Here is an 18,743-nt window from a genome sequence, read left to right as displayed (position 1 = left end):
AGGAAAAAGCCGCCACAATCTTAGTGGCAGCTCTTCTCGTAATTAACCAATTTGAATAGAAGACGCATCATTTTCGCTTTCTTCTGTTTCTAAGACTAGTTCATTTAAAATAGCGCGCAGCTCTTCAGCTGTCTCAGCTTGATTGATTTGATTGCGTGTTTTTCCGTTGCCTCGCAATCCTTTTAAATACCATGAAGCATGTTTACGCATCTCGCGGACTGCAATATTTTCGCCTTTCAGCATGAGCAAACGCTCAAAATGTAATAAACATACTTCTATTTTTTCGCGTATTGGCGGTTCCGGCATGAGCCTTCCCGTTTTCAAATATTCTACTGTCCGATAGATCATCCATGGGTTCCCAAGTGCTGCTCGGCCAATCATCACGCCATCAGCGCCTGTATGATCTAATAGGCGTTTAGCATCTTCAGGTGTTTCAACATCACCGTTTCCGATAAACGGAATAGAGATATTTTCTTTCACCTCTTTTAAAATGTCCCAATTTGCATGCCCTTCATACATTTGCAAACGTGTACGACCATGCATTGCAATTGCCGATGCACCCGCACGTTCTGCTGCCTGTGCATTTTTCACTGCATACACGTGGTCTTCATCCCAACCGATACGCATTTTACAGCTGACTGGTTTATCGACTGCATCCACAACAGCGGAAACCATTTCGTAAATTTTATTCGGATCAAGGAGCCATTTAGCCCCTGCCTCACATTTAATAATTTTATTGACGGGGCACCCCATATTGATATCTATAATATCCGCATTCGTATATTTGTCCACATACTGAGCTGCTTCTACTAACGTTTCTTTATCGCCCCCAAAGATTTGGAGGGAAAGCGGATTTTCCCGTTCATCTATATAAAGCATGTCTAAGGTTTTTCTGTTCCTTTGGACAATCCCTTTATCTGAAATCATCTCAGCGTATACTAAACCTGCACCAAACTCTTTTACGGTTAGACGGAATGCAGAATTGCAGACGCCAGCCATTGGTGCAAGTACAACACGATTATCCATGACAATATCGCCTATTTGAAAAGGTTTTTCTTGTGTAGCCAATGTTTTTCCTCCCTTTTAGGATTTAGTAATTATCGCTTCATCATCCCAATGCGGAAGATATGCTTATATTCATAACACTTTGTATTAAAAATCAAGAGAACTCCGATTCTTCCATTGTCTTACGCCACCTCGCCCTATCTTTTGGAGCATTTTCTGATACGACTCTTGCGTACGAGGAGAGTAAAGATTTGGTGTCACTTCAAGCAATGGCACAAGAACAAACGCTCTTTCGTGCATTCTTTCATGGGGCACAATCAGTTTCTCTGTTTCAATATTGTCATGATTATAGAGCAAAATGTCAAGGTCTATTGTACGCGGTCCCCATCTAATCAAACGTTCTCTCTTTAATTCTTGTTCAATTCCCTGGCAAACCTCAAGCATTTGTAAAGCTGACAGTGTTGTACGTACATGCACCACCATATTCAAAAATAGATCTTGGTCTGTATAACCTACCGGGTCTGTTTCGTAAATAGAAGAAGTATTCGCTACATCTACCTCAGGATTACTTTGAAGCATTTGTACCGCTTGTTTGAGCGTTTCTGCTTTATCTCCCATATTTGAACCTAAAGAAATATATACATCATTCATTGAAAGCACCTCTTGTAATCTCAACTGCTACTTCCTTATAGTGGCCTTTAATTGGAGGGTCAGGTTTAATCACTTCCACACGAATGCCTTTGACTTCCTCTTTATAAGTCTTAAGAATAACATTAGCAATTTCTTCAGCTACTGCTTCAATCAGTTTGTAAGGTTTACCCTCTACGATTTTTTCACATAGCGTATATACATCCGCATAACTAACGGTATTATCTAACTTGTCAGTTTGGCCAGCGTTCTTCAAATCAGTAGCCAGGGCTACAGTAACGCGAAATCTTTGACCTAACACTGTTTCTTCCTTCAAAACCCCATGATAACCGTAAAACTCCATATCTCTTATATGAATATAATCCATCTCATTCACTCCTTATCCTCTATATCGACTTAATGCACAGGTAGACTTTAAAACTTAACACTGGCCGTTGAGCTCCATTAAATTAATTCACATATAGTGAAGCTGTAGTAACTCTTATTAAATACAGCTTTATTTAAGCGCATCCATCATTTTCATCATGCGAGCAATTGGCAACACATCATGAACCCGTACCATATGACATCCTTTATCGACACCGTAACAACAAGTAGCAGCTGTACCTTCCATACGCTCATCCACCGGTAAATCGAGTACATTGCCGATCATTCTTTTCCGTGAAGTTGCTAGTAATACAGGGTAGCCCATATCCACAAGGTTTGACAGATTCTTCATCATTTCAATATTTTGTTCATGCGTCTTCGCAAAGCCAATGCCTGGATCTAGCCAAATAAAACGATCATCCACACCAGCTTGACGAGCGATTTCAATACTTCTTTCTAAATCACTCTTCACACTGCCCCAAAAATCTTCACCATAATTTTCATCCTGCCGATTATGCATTAAAATAATGGGCACTTTGTAATCAGCAGCTACCTTAGCAATCTCTGGATCATATGTAGCTCCCCATATATCATTAATAATATGTGCGCCCGCTTCTACCGCAGCTCTTGCTACCTCTGATTTGAATGTATCGACAGAAATTAATACATCTAATTCCTTACGAATGGCACGTATGACAGGTAGGATACGCGCCATTTCTTCTTTTGCTGTAACAGCAGTATGGCCCGGTCTTGTAGATTCTCCACCTATATCTATAATCTTCGCTCCATCCGCTACCATTCTTTTAGCATGTTCCAATGCGCTATCTACTGCATCAAATCTTCCTCCATCAGAGAAAGAATCTGGTGTTACATTTAAAATGCCCATAACAATCGTTTCTTTTCCAAAATCAAGTGTATGGCCATGAATGACTAACGGTTGGTTATTCATTAACTTCATGTGCTTGCGCTCCTTTGTCTATTCCTACAATCAGTATAGCAATACCTTGTACATCAGGAAAAGGGGGTGAACCAGCTGCATGGCAGAAAAAAAGAATGCACTATCCATAAAGGACAGGCATTCTTAAATATGAATTAATCATCATAGTGATATAAAGGTGTACTTAAATAACGTTCACCGTTATCAGGAAGTAATGCAAGAACATTCTTTCCTTTGCCTAGGCGTTTAGCTGTTTCAATCGCTGCATACATCGCTGCACCTGCAGAAATACCACCTAAGACTCCTTCTTCTTTCGCTACTTTACGCGCTGTTTCAAAGGCATCTTCATTTTCAACTGGTAATATAGAGGTATAGATTTCTGTATCTAAGACTTCAGGTACGAATCCTGCCCCAATTCCTTGAATTTTGTGAGGACCCGGTTTATTGCCTGATAGAACTGCAGAGTCTTTTGGTTCCACTGCAATCAATTCAATATTAGGGTATTTTTCTTTCAGCACTTCGCCAGTTCCAGTAATCGTACCACCAGTTCCTACACCAGAGATAAACGCATCTAAGTTAAGTCCTTCAAATGCTTCTATAATCTCTGGTCCCGTTGTCCGGCGATGTATTTCAGCATTAGCAGGGTTTTCAAATTGCTGTGGTACAAACCAGCCGTTCTCTTTAGCTAATTCATCCACTTTAGCAATAGCGCCTTTCATTCCATCAGCACCTGGTGTTAAAACAAGCTCTGCACCGTAGGCACGCAATAAATTGCGTCTTTCCATACTCATCGTATCCGGCATGACAAGAATTGCTTTGTATCCTTTTGCAGCGGCAACCATTGCAAGACCGATACCTGTATTCCCACTTGTCGGTTCAATAATCGTACTACCAGGCTTTAATTTGCCCTCTTTCTCAGCTGCCTCAATCATTGCAACAGCAATACGGTCTTTTACACTGCTACCCGGGTTGAAGTATTCGAGTTTTACATAAACATTCCCGTCGTTTGGACCAGTTATATTATCTAACTTGACGATCGGTGTATTGCCTACTAAATCCACTACTGAATTTACAATTTTACTCATTATCTCCACTCCTAAACCCTAGTATTTTTGTTGGTTTTATTATCTTTATTTTATGCTTTTGCAATTAGGTTTGTCAATCATTTCCGTTCCTAGTTATATGCATCTACATTTATCGCATTAAGATTTTTGAGCGCGAATTTCGTCAATAAAACCTTCTAAATCTTCTTTAGAGTAGTGATATTTTTCTTCACAGAAATGGCATTGAGCTTCTGCCATACCATCTTCATCGATCATATCTTGAATTTCTTTTTCGCCAAGGCTCAATATAGCCGCGCCGAAACGTTCTTTTGAGCAAGTACATTTAAATTGAACAGGCATTGTATCTAAGAATTCAACGTTATCTTTTCCAAGCACTTCTTCTAACACTTGTTCAGGAGAGTAACCTTTTTGAATCATTTTTGAAACAGGTTCAATTTTTGATAGTTGGTTTTCAATGTCAGTAATTGTTTCATCATCTGTACCAGGCATTACTTGAATAATAAATCCACCAGCAGCCAAGATGCTATCATCCGTATTAACAAGTACACCAAGACCTACAGAAGAAGGAACTTGCTCTGATTTTACAAAGTAATAGGTAAAGTCTTCAGCAATTTCACCTGAAACGATTGGCACCTGACCAGTAAAGTGTTCACGTAATCCAAGATCTTTTACAACTGTAAGCGTTCCTTCTGTACCAACTGCTCGTCGTACATCCAATTTGCCTACTTCATTTAAATCAAATTCAACATGAGCGTGTGTAGGATAGCCGCGCACTTCACCTTTAGCATTGGCTACCACAACCATTGGACCAATCGGCCCGTTACCTTCCACCTTAACCGTGATTGTATCCTCACCTTTTAGCATAGCACCCATCATGACAGCAGCTGTCATTGTACGCCCTAATGCAGCAGAAGTAGTTGGCCATGTATCATGGCGTCGTTGCGCTTCTCCTACTGTTTCTGTTGTACTTACAGCAAACGCACGTACACTCCCATTAAATCCAAGCCCTCTTACTAAATAATCAGCCATTTTTATTCCTCTTTTCTTCTTGATTTCTTTTATAAATTAAATGTAATCCTTTTAATGTTAAAAGGGGATCTACAACATCAATAACCCGCGATTCTTTTGCAATCAGTTCTGCTAGGCCGCCTGTTGCAACGGCTAAAGCTCCTTCGCTACCTTCTTGCCTCATACGATTTACTATTCCCTCAACTTGTCCTATATAACCGTAGACAATCCCTGCTTGCATGGAGGAAACCGTGTTTTTTCCGATAACACTTTGAGGGCGGGCCAATTCAACGCGAGGGAGTTTCGAGGCCTTGGTAAATAAGGCTTCCATTGCGATTGAAATACCAGGCGCAATAGCCCCGCCTAGATAACGACCTTTTTCATCAATATAACAATACGTAGTGGCAGTACCAAAATCTACAACAATAAGCGGAGCTCCATATTCATGGATGGCAGCTACTGCATTAACAATGCGGTCAGCACCGATCTCCCTAGGATTTTCACTATGGATATTCAACCCTGTTTTAACGCCAGGACCCACAACGAGGGGTTCTACAGCAAAATATCTTTTACACATTAATTCTAAGGTAAACATAATCGGTGGCACTACTGAGGAAATTATAATACCACGTATGTCGGAAAGAGATAAAGATTTGTGCATAAACAGCATTTTTATTTGCATGGCATACTCATCTTCCGTTTTGTGCACATCTGTTTTTAAACGCCAATGATGTTGCAGTTTGTCTTCTTTATACACACCTATCGAAATATTGGTATTTCCCACATCCATCACTAATATCAAAAGTATTTCCCTCATTTCTATCCCATCACTAAAAGCAAGCATATCTCCTTAGTATAAGAAAAAGCTGACCACCTTCTAGCAAGGGATCAGCTTTTTACTTTACAGTATGGCTTACTGTCTAGATATTATCGTTGCGGCTTGTATGATTATCGTTTTTTGGAAGATCAGAAACAGTAGGGTCTCCACTGCCTGAAGGATTCACTTTTGTTTCTGTTACGATATCAGCATCCGTTGATTCTTTGCTTTCCACAACAGCTTCGTGATGTGTTTTTCTTTCATATGAACGTTCAGGAAGCTTACCGTATTTTTCTAAGTGCTCAATTTGTTCAGCGTCCAACGTTTCTACTTCAAGTAAAGTAGTAGCAATCAGATTTAGAAGGTCACGGCGTTCTGTTAAGATTTGTTTTGTTCGTTCATATTGTTCTTTAACCATAAATTGCATCTCTTGGTCAATTTCATATGCAATCTTATCTGAGTAGTTTTGTTCAGAATTAATATCACGACCTAAGAAGACGTTGCCTCCCTGGCTTGAACCAAATTGCAATTGGCCAAGTTTATCGCTCATACCATATTCAGTAACCATAGACCGTACAATGCTTGTTACACGTTGGAAGTCATTATGTGCGCCGGTAGATACTTCGCCAAAGACGATATCCTCTGCTACACGTCCACCAAGTAAACCGGCAACTTTATCAAGTAACTCTGGTTTTGTCATGAAATAACGGTCTTCTTTTGGTAGCATTACTGCATATCCGCCTGCTTGACCGCGTGGCACGATTGTAACTTTGTGGACTTTTTCTGCTTCATCCAATGTTAAACCAACAACAACGTGGCCGGCCTCATGGAATGCAACAATATTGCGCTCTTTCTCAGAAATGACACGGCTTGTTTTCGCAACACCAGCAATAACGCGGTCTGTTGCTTCATCAATATCGCCCATATCAATTTTTTTCTTATTTTCACGTGCAGCCACTAATGCAGCTTCGTTCAATAAGTTTTCTAAATCAGCGCCCGAGAAACCTGGTGTACGCTGTGCGATAGCTTTCAAGTCAACTGACTCATCTAAAGGTTTTTTACGAGCGTGTACTTTAAGTACAGCTTCACGGCCTTTGACGTCTGGACGACCGACAGTGATCTGTCTGTCAAAACGACCCGGACGTAAGAGGGCAGGGTCTAAAATGTCTGGGCGGTTTGTAGCGGCGATAATGATAATACCTTCATTTGCGCCAAAGCCATCCATTTCAACAAGCAATTGGTTAAGCGTTTGTTCGCGTTCATCATGACCGCCGCCTAATCCAGCACCACGTTGACGACCAACTGCGTCGATTTCATCAATAAAGATAATACATGGAGCATTTTTCTTAGCGTTTTCAAATAAATCACGTACTCGAGAAGCACCAACACCGACGAACATTTCGACGAAATCAGAACCACTGATTGAGAAGAATGGTACGCCTGCTTCCCCTGCTACAGCTCGAGCTAATAATGTTTTACCGGTACCAGGAGGGCCCACTAATAAGATCCCTTTAGGTATACGTGCGCCAATTTCAGCAAATTTAGTATGGTCTTTAAGGAAATCTACAACCTCTACTAATTCTTGTTTTTCTTCGTCCGCACCCGCTACATCGGTAAAGCGAACTTTTTTCTTCTGGTCATCATAAAGTTTTGCTTTACTTTTACCAAAGCTCATCATGCGATTGCCGCCGCCTTGAGCTTGGTTCAACAAAAAGAAGAACAGAATAAAGATGACTACAAATGGAATGATTCCGGTAAAGAACTGTATCCATCCATTTGATTCTGGTGCGCCTAAGAAGTTAATTTTAGAACTCGTTTTAGCTTCTTTACGAATTTCATTCATTAACTCTTGGTCATCACGCGGGATATTTGTTACGAATGATTCGCCTTTTTTATACCCCTCGATTTTCCCTTTGACGACATAAACTAACTGATCCGGTTGTATAGTAGCCTCAGTTACCTTGCCGTTCTCTAATGCTGTAATGAACTCGTGATACTGTATTTCCTTTGTAGGTTGGTTCGCATTATTAAACGTACCAAAAATCCCAATGATCACGAGGAAAATTAATAAATAAAATATGGTGTATCGAAATATTCGATTCATCCCCAGCCTCCTCACAAGATAAACAGAAAAACTATAGTAAATCTTAACATATGAACTTTTGGTTAGTACAATGAAAAGCCTTTTATCTAGCACGTTTCCCGGAAAATTTGTTTACAGCGAGAAAACGTCTTAGTTTGAATATACAGCAGGCTTCAATACACCAATATATGGAAGATTACGATACTTTTCTGCATAGTCTAAACCATAGCCGACTACAAATGCATCCGGCACTTCAAAACCAACATAATCCGCTTTTAAATCTACCTTGCGTCCAGATGGTTTATCCAATAATGTTACGATTTTTATTGATTTTGCTTTGCGGTACTTAAACAAATCAACCAAATAACTTAAAGTTAATCCACTATCAATAATATCTTCTACTATGATGATGTCGCGGCCTTCCACACTTGTATTTAAGTCTTTCACAATCTTTACTTCACCAGAAGAAACAGTTGCGTTTCCGTAGCTTGTAACATCCATGAAATCTAGTTCAACATAAGAATCCATTCGTTTGATTAAATCTGCCATAAACGGCATAGCACCCTTTAATACGCAGATCATTAATGGAAAATCATCTTGGTACTCAGCAGCTAACGATTCGCCAAGTTCTTTAATTTTGTGCTGTAGCTCTTCCTCTGAAATTAATACGTTTTCAATGTCTTTCTCAAGCATCTTGTGTTTCCTCCTTGGTAGTAAATCAACATGGTAAAGCGAAAATTTCAACCGGCGAGAGTATTCTTCATTTCCCTTTAGGTTCTATGAAAGAACTCTCTTGTCGATGATGAATAGGGCATCATCTTCTGCCCGCTTGCTAGTAGAAAGATAGTTGCTCATGCGGAGACCAGGAACTGCAAGCACCAAATTATCGTCAGATGTGATAATTGGCCAATTCTCCCTTAACGCCGCAGGAATCTTTTCATCTATAAAAAGGCGAGATACTCGTTTTTTTATATTTGTTCCTAGCAAATCGATACGGTCGCCATCCATTCTGCCACGAATATGTAATGGTAGTGCAAAATCTGAAGTATTTACAAAGTAGCATTTTGCGAAGGATGTGGTGTTCGTAGGAACAGCATGGTCTGCTTTCCCTATATACATACGCAAATCATTCGGCAAATCAATCCATTGGCCAAATGGCAATGTTCTAGCAATTAATGCAGGTGTCTCCTTATGTGCTTTTACAAGCGACAGCTGGTCGTACTCCCGTATTGCTAGGGCTCCTTTTGGTAAATTAATTGTTGCATTTCCATCTGTTGATTGTGTCAGTTTTAAAATAGCATTGCTAAGTGTGTAGCTTTGTTCAATGTTTGGATTTTCGTAAAGATATTTTAATAGTAGTAGAATGATTCTTCTTTGTAAAGCAAGGGGTTGATTATGGAATGCTTTGATATTAATTTTCCACAAATCACGCTGTTTTTCAACTAATAGCTCTTGTAATGCTTGTTCTGCATAGCTTTGTAACAATTGTTCATCCTCTTGCACTTTTTCTGTGTAATGCATAATAGCTTCTGCAATGTTTTCATTTTCGGCTCTTAGGAGTGGTACAACATGGTGCCTGATGCGATTGCGTGTATAAGAATCCTTCTTGTTGCTTGAATCCTCCCTGTAGCCTTGATGATTTCTTTGTAGATAATCTACTATTTCTTCTCTTGTCACAGAAAGAAACGGACGAATCAATTCGCCGTTTGCAAAAGGGCGACACCGTTTAATTCCTTGCATGCCGCCTTCTAATAAACCTCTGGTTAGTGCCATAATGACACTTTCTATTTGATCATCTGCATGATGGGCTACAACAAGCTTTGTGCTTTCTGTTTCCTGCATGACTTCTTTAAAGTAGGCATAGCGTTCTCTTCTGCACACCGCTTGCATATTGCCACTTTCTTTTTCTAGTATAGCGGGAATTGGGATATCGGCAGCATAGACCGGTATCCCTTTATCCTGGCAGAAGCTTTCTACAAATCGGCGGTCTTCTTCCGATTCGCTTCCTCTCAACATATGGTTGACATGGACAGCTGCAACGGAAACACCCAGTCTCTCTTTTTCTTGATAGAGAAAATGCAGTAAAGCCATTGAATCTGCCCCAGCAGAACAAGCTACAAGCAATCGATCTTCCTTATGACATAACCCATATTGCTGAATATACTCTTTTACTTTCGTTTCGAACGGCGCCATTTTCTCACCTCACTGTTAGTTTACCACTCTTTTGTGTGAAGTTTCTTGGAAAGTTGGCTTAAATAATGACCAATCAACTGTTTTATGCTGAATCTCAACGCAAACAATTGTACAATCATCGACTGGTTTGTCATTATTGCGGAATGATCTCATAATTTCTGGACATATTTCATTAATTGGCAAGCTTCTATGTTGCAGAAGACAATTGCGAAGCATTTTTTCTTGTTTTTCCCATGGCATATCTTCAAAGAAAAGTCCGTCTGTACACATAAAGATAATATCCCCTGCTTTAAGTGTCCTTTGCTCTGCTTCTACTGAGTAGGATGTATAGATGCCAAATGGTTCGCTGGCACTTTCAAGTCGTGTTACCTCTCTCCCCCTTACCAAGTAAGTTGCCATGCTGCCTGCTTTCCAAGACCACAACTTGCCATGCTGCAAGTCAATTAAAGCAAAGTCCATTGTGGCATACATTTCTTCCTGTTTAAGTGACATTACATAGTGAAGTGTATGCATAGCCGTTTCAGGAGACATTTGATGATGCAAGCATTCCCGCATTAAGCGAATGAGCTTCCTGCTTTCTTTATGGGATTGCTTGTTATGCCCCATTCCATCTGACAGCATAATCGCTGTAAGACCCGGATTTAGCGAGAATACTGCGTGTGAGTCACCAGAGTACATCGTATTGTCTCTAGATGTAGATAAGACATCATACGAAAGATCAAAACGAATAGCTGATTGAAAAGTGATTTGCAAATGCGCATAGGGTTTGGTCTTTTTAATCGTTTGGTTAATTTCAAATGGCTCCTTAAAAACATCCTGTAAGGCAGGTAAAATAAGTCTTTCAGCTACCATTTGGTCTGTTTCCCATTGAGCCTTTTTGAAAGGGATACAGCAAACTACTTTCCTATTACCCGGTTCATTTGCCAAGATATCAATTTGGAAGAAATCAATTCCTATTTCTTTAAAGCGAGACACTAGCAAATCTTCATGCTGTTGGAAAGAGACAGCGTCATTCGTCATATCTTTCATTACATGGTCAATATGCAGCGACATATCTCTTAATTGTAAGGCAATCATCTTCTTTCCATGATGAAATTGTCCGCTTAACTGCTGCTTTGATACGTATTCTGCTAAAGCATTCAATAGGGATGGGGAGCGTACACATTTGTAGCGCAATTTATCTTCTGATTGCTTCTTTGCTCCGTGATCATTAATGGTATCTGCCTTGAGCCACTGCTCCATTATCGAGCGCATTTCCTCTTTTTTCCCCCAGCACCGTTCAAATTGATAGCATGTTTCACATGGGGACAGCGGTCTTGCCTCTATTTCTTCTTCTTGTTGCTCCACTATGCTAAAACGATCATTCACAAGTTCTTTCATAAATGTCACAAAGTCATTAAAATTGGTCAGTTTCATAGTTACCTTTTCTGTAAGCCAACGCTGTCTTTCTAACAGGGTATCCTCATGATTCGGATATAATTGTTGCTGCCAATATAAGAGCCAGCTTTTTGGTATAGTTAAAAACAATAATGCAGCGATACCCAGCGCAATCCAATATGTTTGGTCAATCGGCAATGTTGCATCGTAGAGCATAAAAAATGCCGTCGCAATACCACTGCCTATGATGATGCCGAATTTCCCCACCTTCTTACATATTCCTGCACAAAGCCCAGTCAATGCATACACTGCAATCATTCCACTAAAGGATAAATGAGACAAGCTGATAATCGTACCCATTAATACAGCGATTGCGGTTGATAATGTCACACCCCCTACATAGGCAGCTCCTAGTATGACTAGTTGCAGGGCAATGTAAGTAGGTGACAGGATATTCAACACAATATTATTTGTAGATGTCAGCATTATAGCGAGGGCTACCAGCGCAGCACCAATCCGCTCCAATGTCCAGGAAGCATTCCATAGTGCAGGCATCGGTAATAAACACTGCATTAAAAATAAAGTCATAAAGATTGATAATATACTCTCATATCCCACATATAATAAAATCATGGAAGGTGGCTCACCGTGATAAGAAATCATTTGCCAAGTCACTTGCATAAGCAAGACGGAAATCCCTACAACGAAAGCAATTGGCACTTTGCGTATGAACGTCTTTAGTAATAGTACAAAGATGGTTAGTTCACCTATGTGAATCAATGACTCGCCAATGCCCAATGTCACACTACCAAGCATTCCTCCGAAAAGGGCCCACATAAAGTAATCTCGATGATTGGCATATACAACAGCCATAATAGGCAAGAAAAAGGGAACAATCGCCTCAAATAGGACTGCTTTGGATAAGAAAAAAGCAGAAAAGCAAAGCGCTAACCCAAAAAGCACCGGATAAGCCTGCTTCAGGCCGATCGAAACTTTAGGTATGGATAGTTTATTTGATTGGATAAATTCTTTTCTCATCGTGACATACCTCCAATATTCTTATATATATTTCTGCCAGTATACATGGATATGACTGTAAATTTTGTCTGTTTGTGTTCAATATTTAAAAAATCGTTCGACGGCAAATCACATAGTTTATAAAAATAAAACAAAAAGCGCTTGACATAGTGAAAACAATTCTTGTATTATGTATTATGTTGCTAACACGGCGGCCTAGCTCAGCTGGCTAGAGCGTACGGTTCATACCCGTAAGGTCGGGGGTTCGATCCCCTCGGCCGCCATCATAAAAAAAGAAGCCTTCCAATTGGAAGGCTTCTTTTTTGTATTTCGAAAGAATTATAGATAAAAAGCGGCCGCCTCTGGATGAATATCTCAGGGCGGCCGTAAGAACGGACAGTAAGACACCAACATCAGTAGAAGGTCTCCCTACTGAGTGAAGCTACACATTCGTTTATTAGTAAATTGATTAATACACTTTTTCTACGATTAAAATAGCCAGCAAGTTACCCTCTTCTTGCACCTCGGCCACCACGTTTTGAATCTTGTGCACGCTTCAAAGTTGAAAGACGATCTTCACTGTCTTTAAGGAAGCGAGCCATTTTTTGCTCAAAGTTTTCCTTAGGTTGGCGATGTTCACCACGGTCATTTGAACGGTGGTTGTTGTTACGTGGGCGATGAGGACGTTCTGGTCGTTCTGGTCGCTCAGGTTGAGGTTTTGCCTTGCGAATGGATAGACCAATCTTACCGTCTGCTTCTACATTCATTACTTTTACTTCGACCATTTCTCCAACTTTCAAATGGTCATTAATGTCTTTAACATAGTTGTCAGCAACCTCACTAATATGAACAAGACCTGTTGAGCCATTTGGCAGCTCTACGAATGCTCCGAAATTTGTGATTCCTGTTACTTTACCTTGTACCTTGCTGCCTACTTCAATTGACATAAAAAAAATGCTCCTCCTTAAAATGTAAGCGACTTATTAGTCTTATATTCAAATATGTGTTCTTTGATTCTTATCTTTATTATAGCCAACAAAAAAAGAGTGTCAATAAGACTACTCTTTTGAATCTGTTTTTTTCTTATCCTTTTCAGACGATTTAGGTGTTGAAAAAATAATTTCTCCGTCTTCCGATAAGAATAAATCCTTCCTTGCAAGTTTTGCGATGTAATCATCATCATTCAATTTAGCAATTTGAATTTTTAGATCTTCCTGCTTCTCTTTTTGCTTTGCAAGCGTCTTCTGTAGCTCTGTTTTGTGTTGTTCTTTCACTGCGAGAGTGTGCTTTTGTTTTGCCAACATAAAGAAAAGGGAACCAGCCATAAGAACAAATAGAAGTGTCATAACCCCAAGACGACGATATAAACCAATCTTGCGTTTTTGATGTTTACTGTTTTTTTGCATCTCTGCTCTTGCATAGTCTGTTGGCATTTGTGTAGTTTTTTTGTACATTTGCTTCGATGGTTTTTGCATATAAGCGGGTGGTAACCCTAACCTCCTTTACTTGGTGATTTCTAACTTCCCCATAAGAGGGTATAATTCCTTCAAGCAAGGAACTATACCCTTTCATTTAGCATTAATGCCATTATATCTAATTTTACCCTATTTTTTAAGAGTAAAATTTTTAATTTTTTCGACAACAAATCGTAACGGAAATAGAATAATCATAACAATTTTAACAATTATCCTAATGATTTGTCGGACTATGCCTATAATGAGGCGAATAATAAACCAAATCGGATGGATGACAAGTCTGACAAACAGTCTTCCACAGAATCGAACTAAGCTTTGCAGAAATAATTGGTACAGGCAAAAGCCCAGCAATTGTGAAAGAAAATCTACAAAATGCCACTCTCCATCTCGAACAACCATTAATAGTAGGAATGTTCCAATCCCTAAAAGAATCCATGCTGTTAATTCAAATAGGATATAGCCTTTTCGCAAGAGCGATTTGGGCGCGGCATAAAAGCTGAAAGATCGTACCAAATCAATAATTGCGGCCCCTATAACGCCACTAGCTATGAGTGCTGCTATACTAAGGAACTGTTGTGAAACGGTCATCCAAATAATTTATGCAAAATGCCTTTTGATATGCCGCTATCCTCTTCATCATATTGCAGTGTCTTCACAGACCCTTCTAAAGTCAGAAGTCCTTTATCTACATCCAAATGGACAATTCTTAAATCTTCTCCTCGAATTTGCAAATGTCCTTGAGAGGTGAGTACTAAAAACTCCTCTTGGTCAAAGCGTTCAATTGATTTTACAGATGTCACATCCATTCGCTTGCGATTTCGAACCGTTAGCAAGTGGTCTCCTGTTGGAATAGTATAAGTCGCGTTTTCTTGTTGGAATGTCATCATTTTTCCCCTCCTTAGCCTGTCTACTAATCTATATGTTAGGAGAAAGTGGAATATGAGGAGAAAGTGAAAATTCTCTACGGTTAAAGTAAATACCTATTGTCGGTAGAAAAGGAATATGGGGCAAAGAAAATGAGAGAGTTATAAAATGGGGAGTTGTTTACTGATTTATTTTTGAAAAGAAGTGGAAACATTAAACTTTCTAAGGACAAGCATCGTGCTATTCCTCAGCAGTCCACGTTATTTCCACTTCGACTCTATTTTGATTTTTTGTTAGTTGCTACTCTTCGTCATCAATAAATTCTGGCTCAATTTTCTCTACTTTTTCTTCTTTCAAAATGGTAAACATATTTGCAGCCTCTTCTTTGCGGACGATATCTTTTAGTTCCTCCACGCGAACAGTCACGATTTTTTGGCCGAAACGAATCGCTAATTCATCGCCCACTTTTACGGGGCTGCTTGCTTTTACCACTTTTCCATTGATAGTAATACGTCCTTGATCTGCTACTTCTTTTGCTAATGTACGGCGTTTGATCAGCCGAGAGTTTTTCAAAAATTTATCTAATCTCATATCTATGACTCCTTACTTTGTAATTGTTTTGCTTCTTCCCAAAATTCATCTAATTCCTCAAGTGTGTACTTTTTAAAATCCTTTCGTCCAGCCATTACCTTTTGCTCTACATAACCAAACCTTTTTGCAAATTTTGCGTTTGCATGGATCATCGCTTCTTCTGCTGGGATCTTATAGACGCGTGCTAAATTGACAAGCGTAGAAAGCACATCGCCGAACTCATCGAGCCTTGTTTCATCTGTACCGTCTTTGATTTCCTCTTGGAATTCTTCCCACTCTTCTTTTGCCTTTGCCCATGCTCCCTCAACGTCTGGCCATTCAAAGCCTACCTTAGCGGCAATTTTTTGATAGTTATATGCAGTTTGCAGTGAAGAGGTTGCACGATACCCTTCTTTTAAAAGTGGTTCTGTTTTCGTAGGCTGATGCTCTTCCTTTTTGATTTCTTCCCAGTTCTTCACTACGTCTTCCGCATTATCTACTTTCACTTCGCCAAAAACATGCGGATGGCGGCGAATCATTTTAGAAGCAACCCCCTGAAGAACGTCCTCTAGATTCCAGAAACCTTCATCCTCTGCGATTTGTGCTTGCAAGAAAACCTGTAACAATACATCGCCAAGCTCCTCAATCATATGGTCTTCGTCTTGTTCATCGACTGCTTGAAGGAACTCATGCACTTCCTCCAGCATATACTTTTTAAGGCTCTCGTGTGTTTGTGCACGGTCCCATGGACATCCTTCAGGACTTCTAAGCACCCCAATAATATCGCGGAATGTAGACCACTCTCTTAAACCGTCTTCTCTCCGTTTAATAGGTGGCACATAAACAGTTGTTAAGTTATTTACTTCAACACCATGATCGAGTTCAAATAATGGAACAGTGCGCAATTGTTCATCCTTCGATCCAGCAGCTGTCACAATGGTTACTAGATATTCAGCCGGATATTTCTCCATTAAAGTTAACTTTACCTCTGATGCACTGAATTGGTCATACACTTGTGCAATCAGTAGGTGCTTGTACATATTGGTCTCATGTATTGAAAATGTACTGCCATCAACTAATTCAAAGCCATCAATCGGATCGATTCGCAATGCGCCAAACACAGCATCCAAGAAGCTCTGACCACCTTCTATTTTGAGACTTACTTTTCCTTCTTTCTCTGCTTCGATCAGCAACTGCACTGTCATTTCTGCAACTAGTGGATGGCCAGGCACGGCATATATAACCTCGTCCTTCTCTGCTGCTTGAAGCAGTGAATCAGCAATCTCTTGATAGACAGGCAAAAAGTCATCATGTTTTTCATACACAGCATCAAAGCTTTCGAATGTTAGTCCCTCTTTAGCCAATTCTGTTAGTACAGGGTGATCATTTGTTCGAACATACACCTTTTTAGCTGCTTTGAGTGCTTTATAGACACCCATTGGCAATTGTTCAAAGTCTCCCGCTCCTAAGCCTATTATAGTCAGTTGATGCATACACATTCTCTCCTTTAATCTTGCGCTTCTATCTTATTTGTAAATACTGCATGTTATGTGAATTCATTTTTCATTATATCGAGTTGGTAGCAGGCTAACAAATCATTGTCGAACCTTTTCTTCTGTATCTTTCCCCATTCTTCCCAACCGGAGTTGGTAGGCGGCCATGTATTTTCCTAGAGGCAATAGGAACCATTCTCGCACTGCTAGTGTACGCATTTTTGCTAACGAAGTCAGAAAGATAAAAGCACCAATCGATGATTTTATGATCGTTAGACATAAAGCCATCGTTCTTCCATCAGAGAAATTTCTAGCATAAGGTTCTAAAAAGACAGAGAATAACACAAGGACAAACGCCATAAGAAGGGTGGCCACCGTCAAGCCTTTGTAGAAACGCCATGGAGCCAGTTTTATAGTTTGTAACTTTTTTAAATAAGCAACTAGCACTATAGCTGACATCATTAAGGCCATATTTCCTGCAATAGCCGCCCCTCCTATACCGAATGTTTGTACAAATAAAGAGTTACATAAACATTTCACCAAAATACCCATCAATAAAATAAACGAGGGTATTTTTAATTTACCTAACCCTTGTAGTATCCCTGTAATGGTCAATATGAGTGAAAGCCATATAATTTGAATGATAAAAATCGATAATACATTCGATAAATCGGCTGTTTCAAATAATGTTTTATTTATATTTGGCATCACTAGAATTAATCCGACAGCAGCCGCTACACCAAATAAAAGAGAGGCACGATAGGTGATTTTGATATATCGTTTAGCATGCTCCCTGTTTTTTTGGTTATGGGCAATCAACGGCACAATAGCGAGTGAAAGTGAGGAAGCAATCACCAATCCTACTTGTACGAGCGGTTGACTTCGATCATAAATCCCCTTAGTTTCCATCGCCCGTAAAGAAGGTAAGCCCATTTTTTGTAACGCACTGAAAATAGTAAATGAATCAACTAGTTGAAACAGCAGCAGCATCAAACTGCTCAAGCTGACACTGAAGCTGAAAAGCAAAAGCTTTTTGGTCATTGCCCATTTATTCAATGATTGGATAGTAGTACTCTTTAAGCCTTCATGAGAAAAAAAGTATTTCCTTCCAAACCAAACTAACAGAAAAACACCTGCCAGTTCACCGGCTACCGTCCCCCCCATTGCCACTTCGCCAGCTGCATATAGCGAATGTGTCATAGCAACAACTTGCCAAGTACCTACAATAATGATTGCTACTCTTACAGCCTGCTCTACCATTTGCGCATAGGCAACCGGCTGCATGTTCCCCATTGATTGAAAGAATCCTTTGTATATTGAAAGAAATGGAATACAAAATACAACAAATGAAGCTACTTTTATTAATCCGGCTAGCTCTTGATCTCCCATCATCTTTGCAAAAAAAGGAGCGCCAAAAAATAGTACTATAAATAAAAGAGCAGATATCACAGCTAAAACACTAAATAAAAATCGCAATATTGCATTGCGCTCACTCGTATGTTTATTGGCATCTTCATCTGCCAGTATTTTTGAAATAGCTACAGCTAGTCCGCTTGAAGTCCAAGTGACAAATATAGCAGCAAAAGGATAGACCTGCTGGTAAATATAAAATCCTCGGTCTCCTACTAGGTTTTGAAAAGGAATACGGTACACCATACTCAGTACTTTCACAAAAAGAGAGGCCACCGTTAGCATTGCCACGCCCTTTAAATATACCTTCATACCCCACTTTTCAGGCATATATTTCTCACTCATTTCTAAAACAAACTCTTTTTACTACCAAAGTATAGCATATGTGTAAATTGAGTAAGGGGATACACCTGGAT

The 18,743-nt window shown here is 39.7% G+C and carries 18 protein-coding genes and 1 tRNA gene; 1 reads left to right on the top strand and 18 read right to left on the bottom strand.

All coding sequences use genetic code 11. From position 1 onward, the window contains the following. Positions 1–42: 42 nt before the first annotated feature. From dusB to M2M59_RS00335, 11 genes are all read right to left on the bottom strand, one after another. A complete protein-coding gene (dusB, locus tag M2M59_RS00385) occupies positions 43–1,068 on the bottom strand; it encodes a tRNA dihydrouridine synthase DusB (RefSeq protein WP_256467894.1) in 1,026 nt (341 codons plus the stop codon). A gap of 84 nt (positions 1,069–1,152) precedes the next feature. After that, complete coding sequence (folK, locus tag M2M59_RS00380) at positions 1,153–1,656, bottom strand: 2-amino-4-hydroxy-6-hydroxymethyldihydropteridine diphosphokinase (RefSeq protein WP_249775145.1); 504 nt, start codon at positions 1,654–1,656, stop codon at positions 1,153–1,155. Further along, a complete protein-coding gene (folB, locus tag M2M59_RS00375; RefSeq protein ID WP_249775144.1) occupies positions 1,649–2,020 on the bottom strand; it encodes a dihydroneopterin aldolase in 372 nt (123 codons plus the stop codon). The genes folK and folB overlap by 8 nt, the downstream gene beginning before the upstream one ends. 129 nt (positions 2,021–2,149) lie before the next feature. Next, positions 2,150–2,977 carry a dihydropteroate synthase gene (folP, locus tag M2M59_RS00370; RefSeq protein ID WP_249775143.1) on the bottom strand — a complete coding sequence of 276 codons (828 nt, stop codon included), beginning with the start codon at positions 2,975–2,977 and terminating at the stop codon, positions 2,150–2,152. Between the two features lie 134 nt (positions 2,978–3,111). Further along, a complete protein-coding gene (cysK, locus tag M2M59_RS00365) occupies positions 3,112–4,041 on the bottom strand; it encodes a cysteine synthase A (RefSeq protein ID WP_066791325.1) in 930 nt (309 codons plus the stop codon). Positions 4,042–4,158: 117 nt separating this feature from the next. Further along, positions 4,159–5,049, bottom strand: a complete 891-nt coding sequence (gene hslO, locus M2M59_RS00360; protein ID WP_150285674.1) for an Hsp33 family molecular chaperone HslO — start codon at positions 5,047–5,049, stop codon at positions 4,159–4,161. Continuing rightward, on the bottom strand, positions 5,042–5,830 hold the full coding sequence (locus tag M2M59_RS00355; RefSeq protein ID WP_184117621.1) for a type III pantothenate kinase: 789 nt from the start codon (positions 5,828–5,830) through the stop codon (positions 5,042–5,044). The genes hslO and M2M59_RS00355 overlap by 8 nt, the downstream gene beginning before the upstream one ends. Before the next feature lie 118 nt (positions 5,831–5,948). Further along, a complete protein-coding gene (ftsH, locus tag M2M59_RS00350) occupies positions 5,949–7,949 on the bottom strand; it encodes an ATP-dependent zinc metalloprotease FtsH (protein WP_147198278.1) in 2,001 nt (666 codons plus the stop codon). Between the two features lie 129 nt (positions 7,950–8,078). Continuing rightward, positions 8,079–8,621 (bottom strand): hypoxanthine phosphoribosyltransferase, encoded by a 543-nt coding sequence (hpt, locus tag M2M59_RS00345; RefSeq protein WP_066791321.1) that lies wholly within the window; start codon positions 8,619–8,621, stop codon positions 8,079–8,081. A gap of 84 nt (positions 8,622–8,705) precedes the next feature. After that, entirely contained in the window at positions 8,706–10,121 is a 1,416-nt protein-coding gene (gene tilS / locus M2M59_RS00340; RefSeq protein WP_249775142.1) for a tRNA lysidine(34) synthetase TilS, read from the bottom strand. A gap of 15 nt (positions 10,122–10,136) precedes the next feature. After that, complete coding sequence (locus tag M2M59_RS00335) at positions 10,137–12,536, bottom strand: SpoIIE family protein phosphatase (RefSeq protein WP_249775141.1); 2,400 nt, start codon at positions 12,534–12,536, stop codon at positions 10,137–10,139. 189 nt (positions 12,537–12,725) lie between these two features. Between M2M59_RS00335 and M2M59_RS00330 the strand changes: the two genes are divergently transcribed. Further along, positions 12,726–12,799 (top strand) — tRNA-Met (locus M2M59_RS00330). 222 nt (positions 12,800–13,021) lie between these two features. Here the strand turns inward: M2M59_RS00330 and M2M59_RS00325 are convergent. The 7 genes from M2M59_RS00325 to M2M59_RS00295 all read right to left on the bottom strand — a co-directional run bounded on the left by M2M59_RS00325 (position 13,022) and on the right by M2M59_RS00295 (position 18,672). Beyond that, positions 13,022–13,462 (bottom strand): S1 domain-containing RNA-binding protein, encoded by a 441-nt coding sequence (locus M2M59_RS00325; RefSeq protein WP_066791315.1) that lies wholly within the window; start codon positions 13,460–13,462, stop codon positions 13,022–13,024. A 111-nt stretch (positions 13,463–13,573) separates the two neighbouring features. After that, entirely contained in the window at positions 13,574–13,990 is a 417-nt protein-coding gene (locus tag M2M59_RS00320) for an FtsB family cell division protein (protein WP_249775140.1), read from the bottom strand. 129 nt (positions 13,991–14,119) lie between these two features. After that, complete coding sequence (gene yabQ / locus M2M59_RS00315) at positions 14,120–14,578, bottom strand: spore cortex biosynthesis protein YabQ (protein WP_066791313.1); 459 nt, start codon at positions 14,576–14,578, stop codon at positions 14,120–14,122. Then, positions 14,575–14,874 carry a YabP/YqfC family sporulation protein gene (locus M2M59_RS00310; RefSeq protein ID WP_066792039.1) on the bottom strand — a complete coding sequence of 100 codons (300 nt, stop codon included), beginning with the start codon at positions 14,872–14,874 and terminating at the stop codon, positions 14,575–14,577. The genes yabQ and M2M59_RS00310 overlap by 4 nt, the downstream gene beginning before the upstream one ends. Positions 14,875–15,154: 280 nt before the next feature. Next, positions 15,155–15,445 (bottom strand): RNA-binding S4 domain-containing protein, encoded by a 291-nt coding sequence (locus M2M59_RS00305; protein WP_066791312.1) that lies wholly within the window; start codon positions 15,443–15,445, stop codon positions 15,155–15,157. A gap of 2 nt (positions 15,446–15,447) precedes the next feature. Beyond that, positions 15,448–16,917: a bifunctional methyltransferase/pyrophosphohydrolase YabN gene (mazG, locus tag M2M59_RS00300; RefSeq protein ID WP_249775139.1), complete on the bottom strand. Its 1,470-nt coding sequence runs from the start codon at positions 16,915–16,917 to the stop codon at positions 15,448–15,450. A 102-nt stretch (positions 16,918–17,019) separates the two neighbouring features. Further along, positions 17,020–18,672 (bottom strand): putative polysaccharide biosynthesis protein, encoded by a 1,653-nt coding sequence (locus tag M2M59_RS00295; protein WP_249775138.1) that lies wholly within the window; start codon positions 18,670–18,672, stop codon positions 17,020–17,022. Positions 18,673–18,743: the final 71 nt, after the last annotated feature.

The sequence above is a fragment of the Rummeliibacillus sp. G93 genome, assembly GCF_023515935.1.
GTDB lineage: Bacteria > Bacillota > Bacilli > Bacillales_A > Planococcaceae > Rummeliibacillus > Rummeliibacillus stabekisii.
Note: the sequence above shows the minus strand (reverse complement) of the source record. Positions and strands in the feature narration are given on the sequence as shown.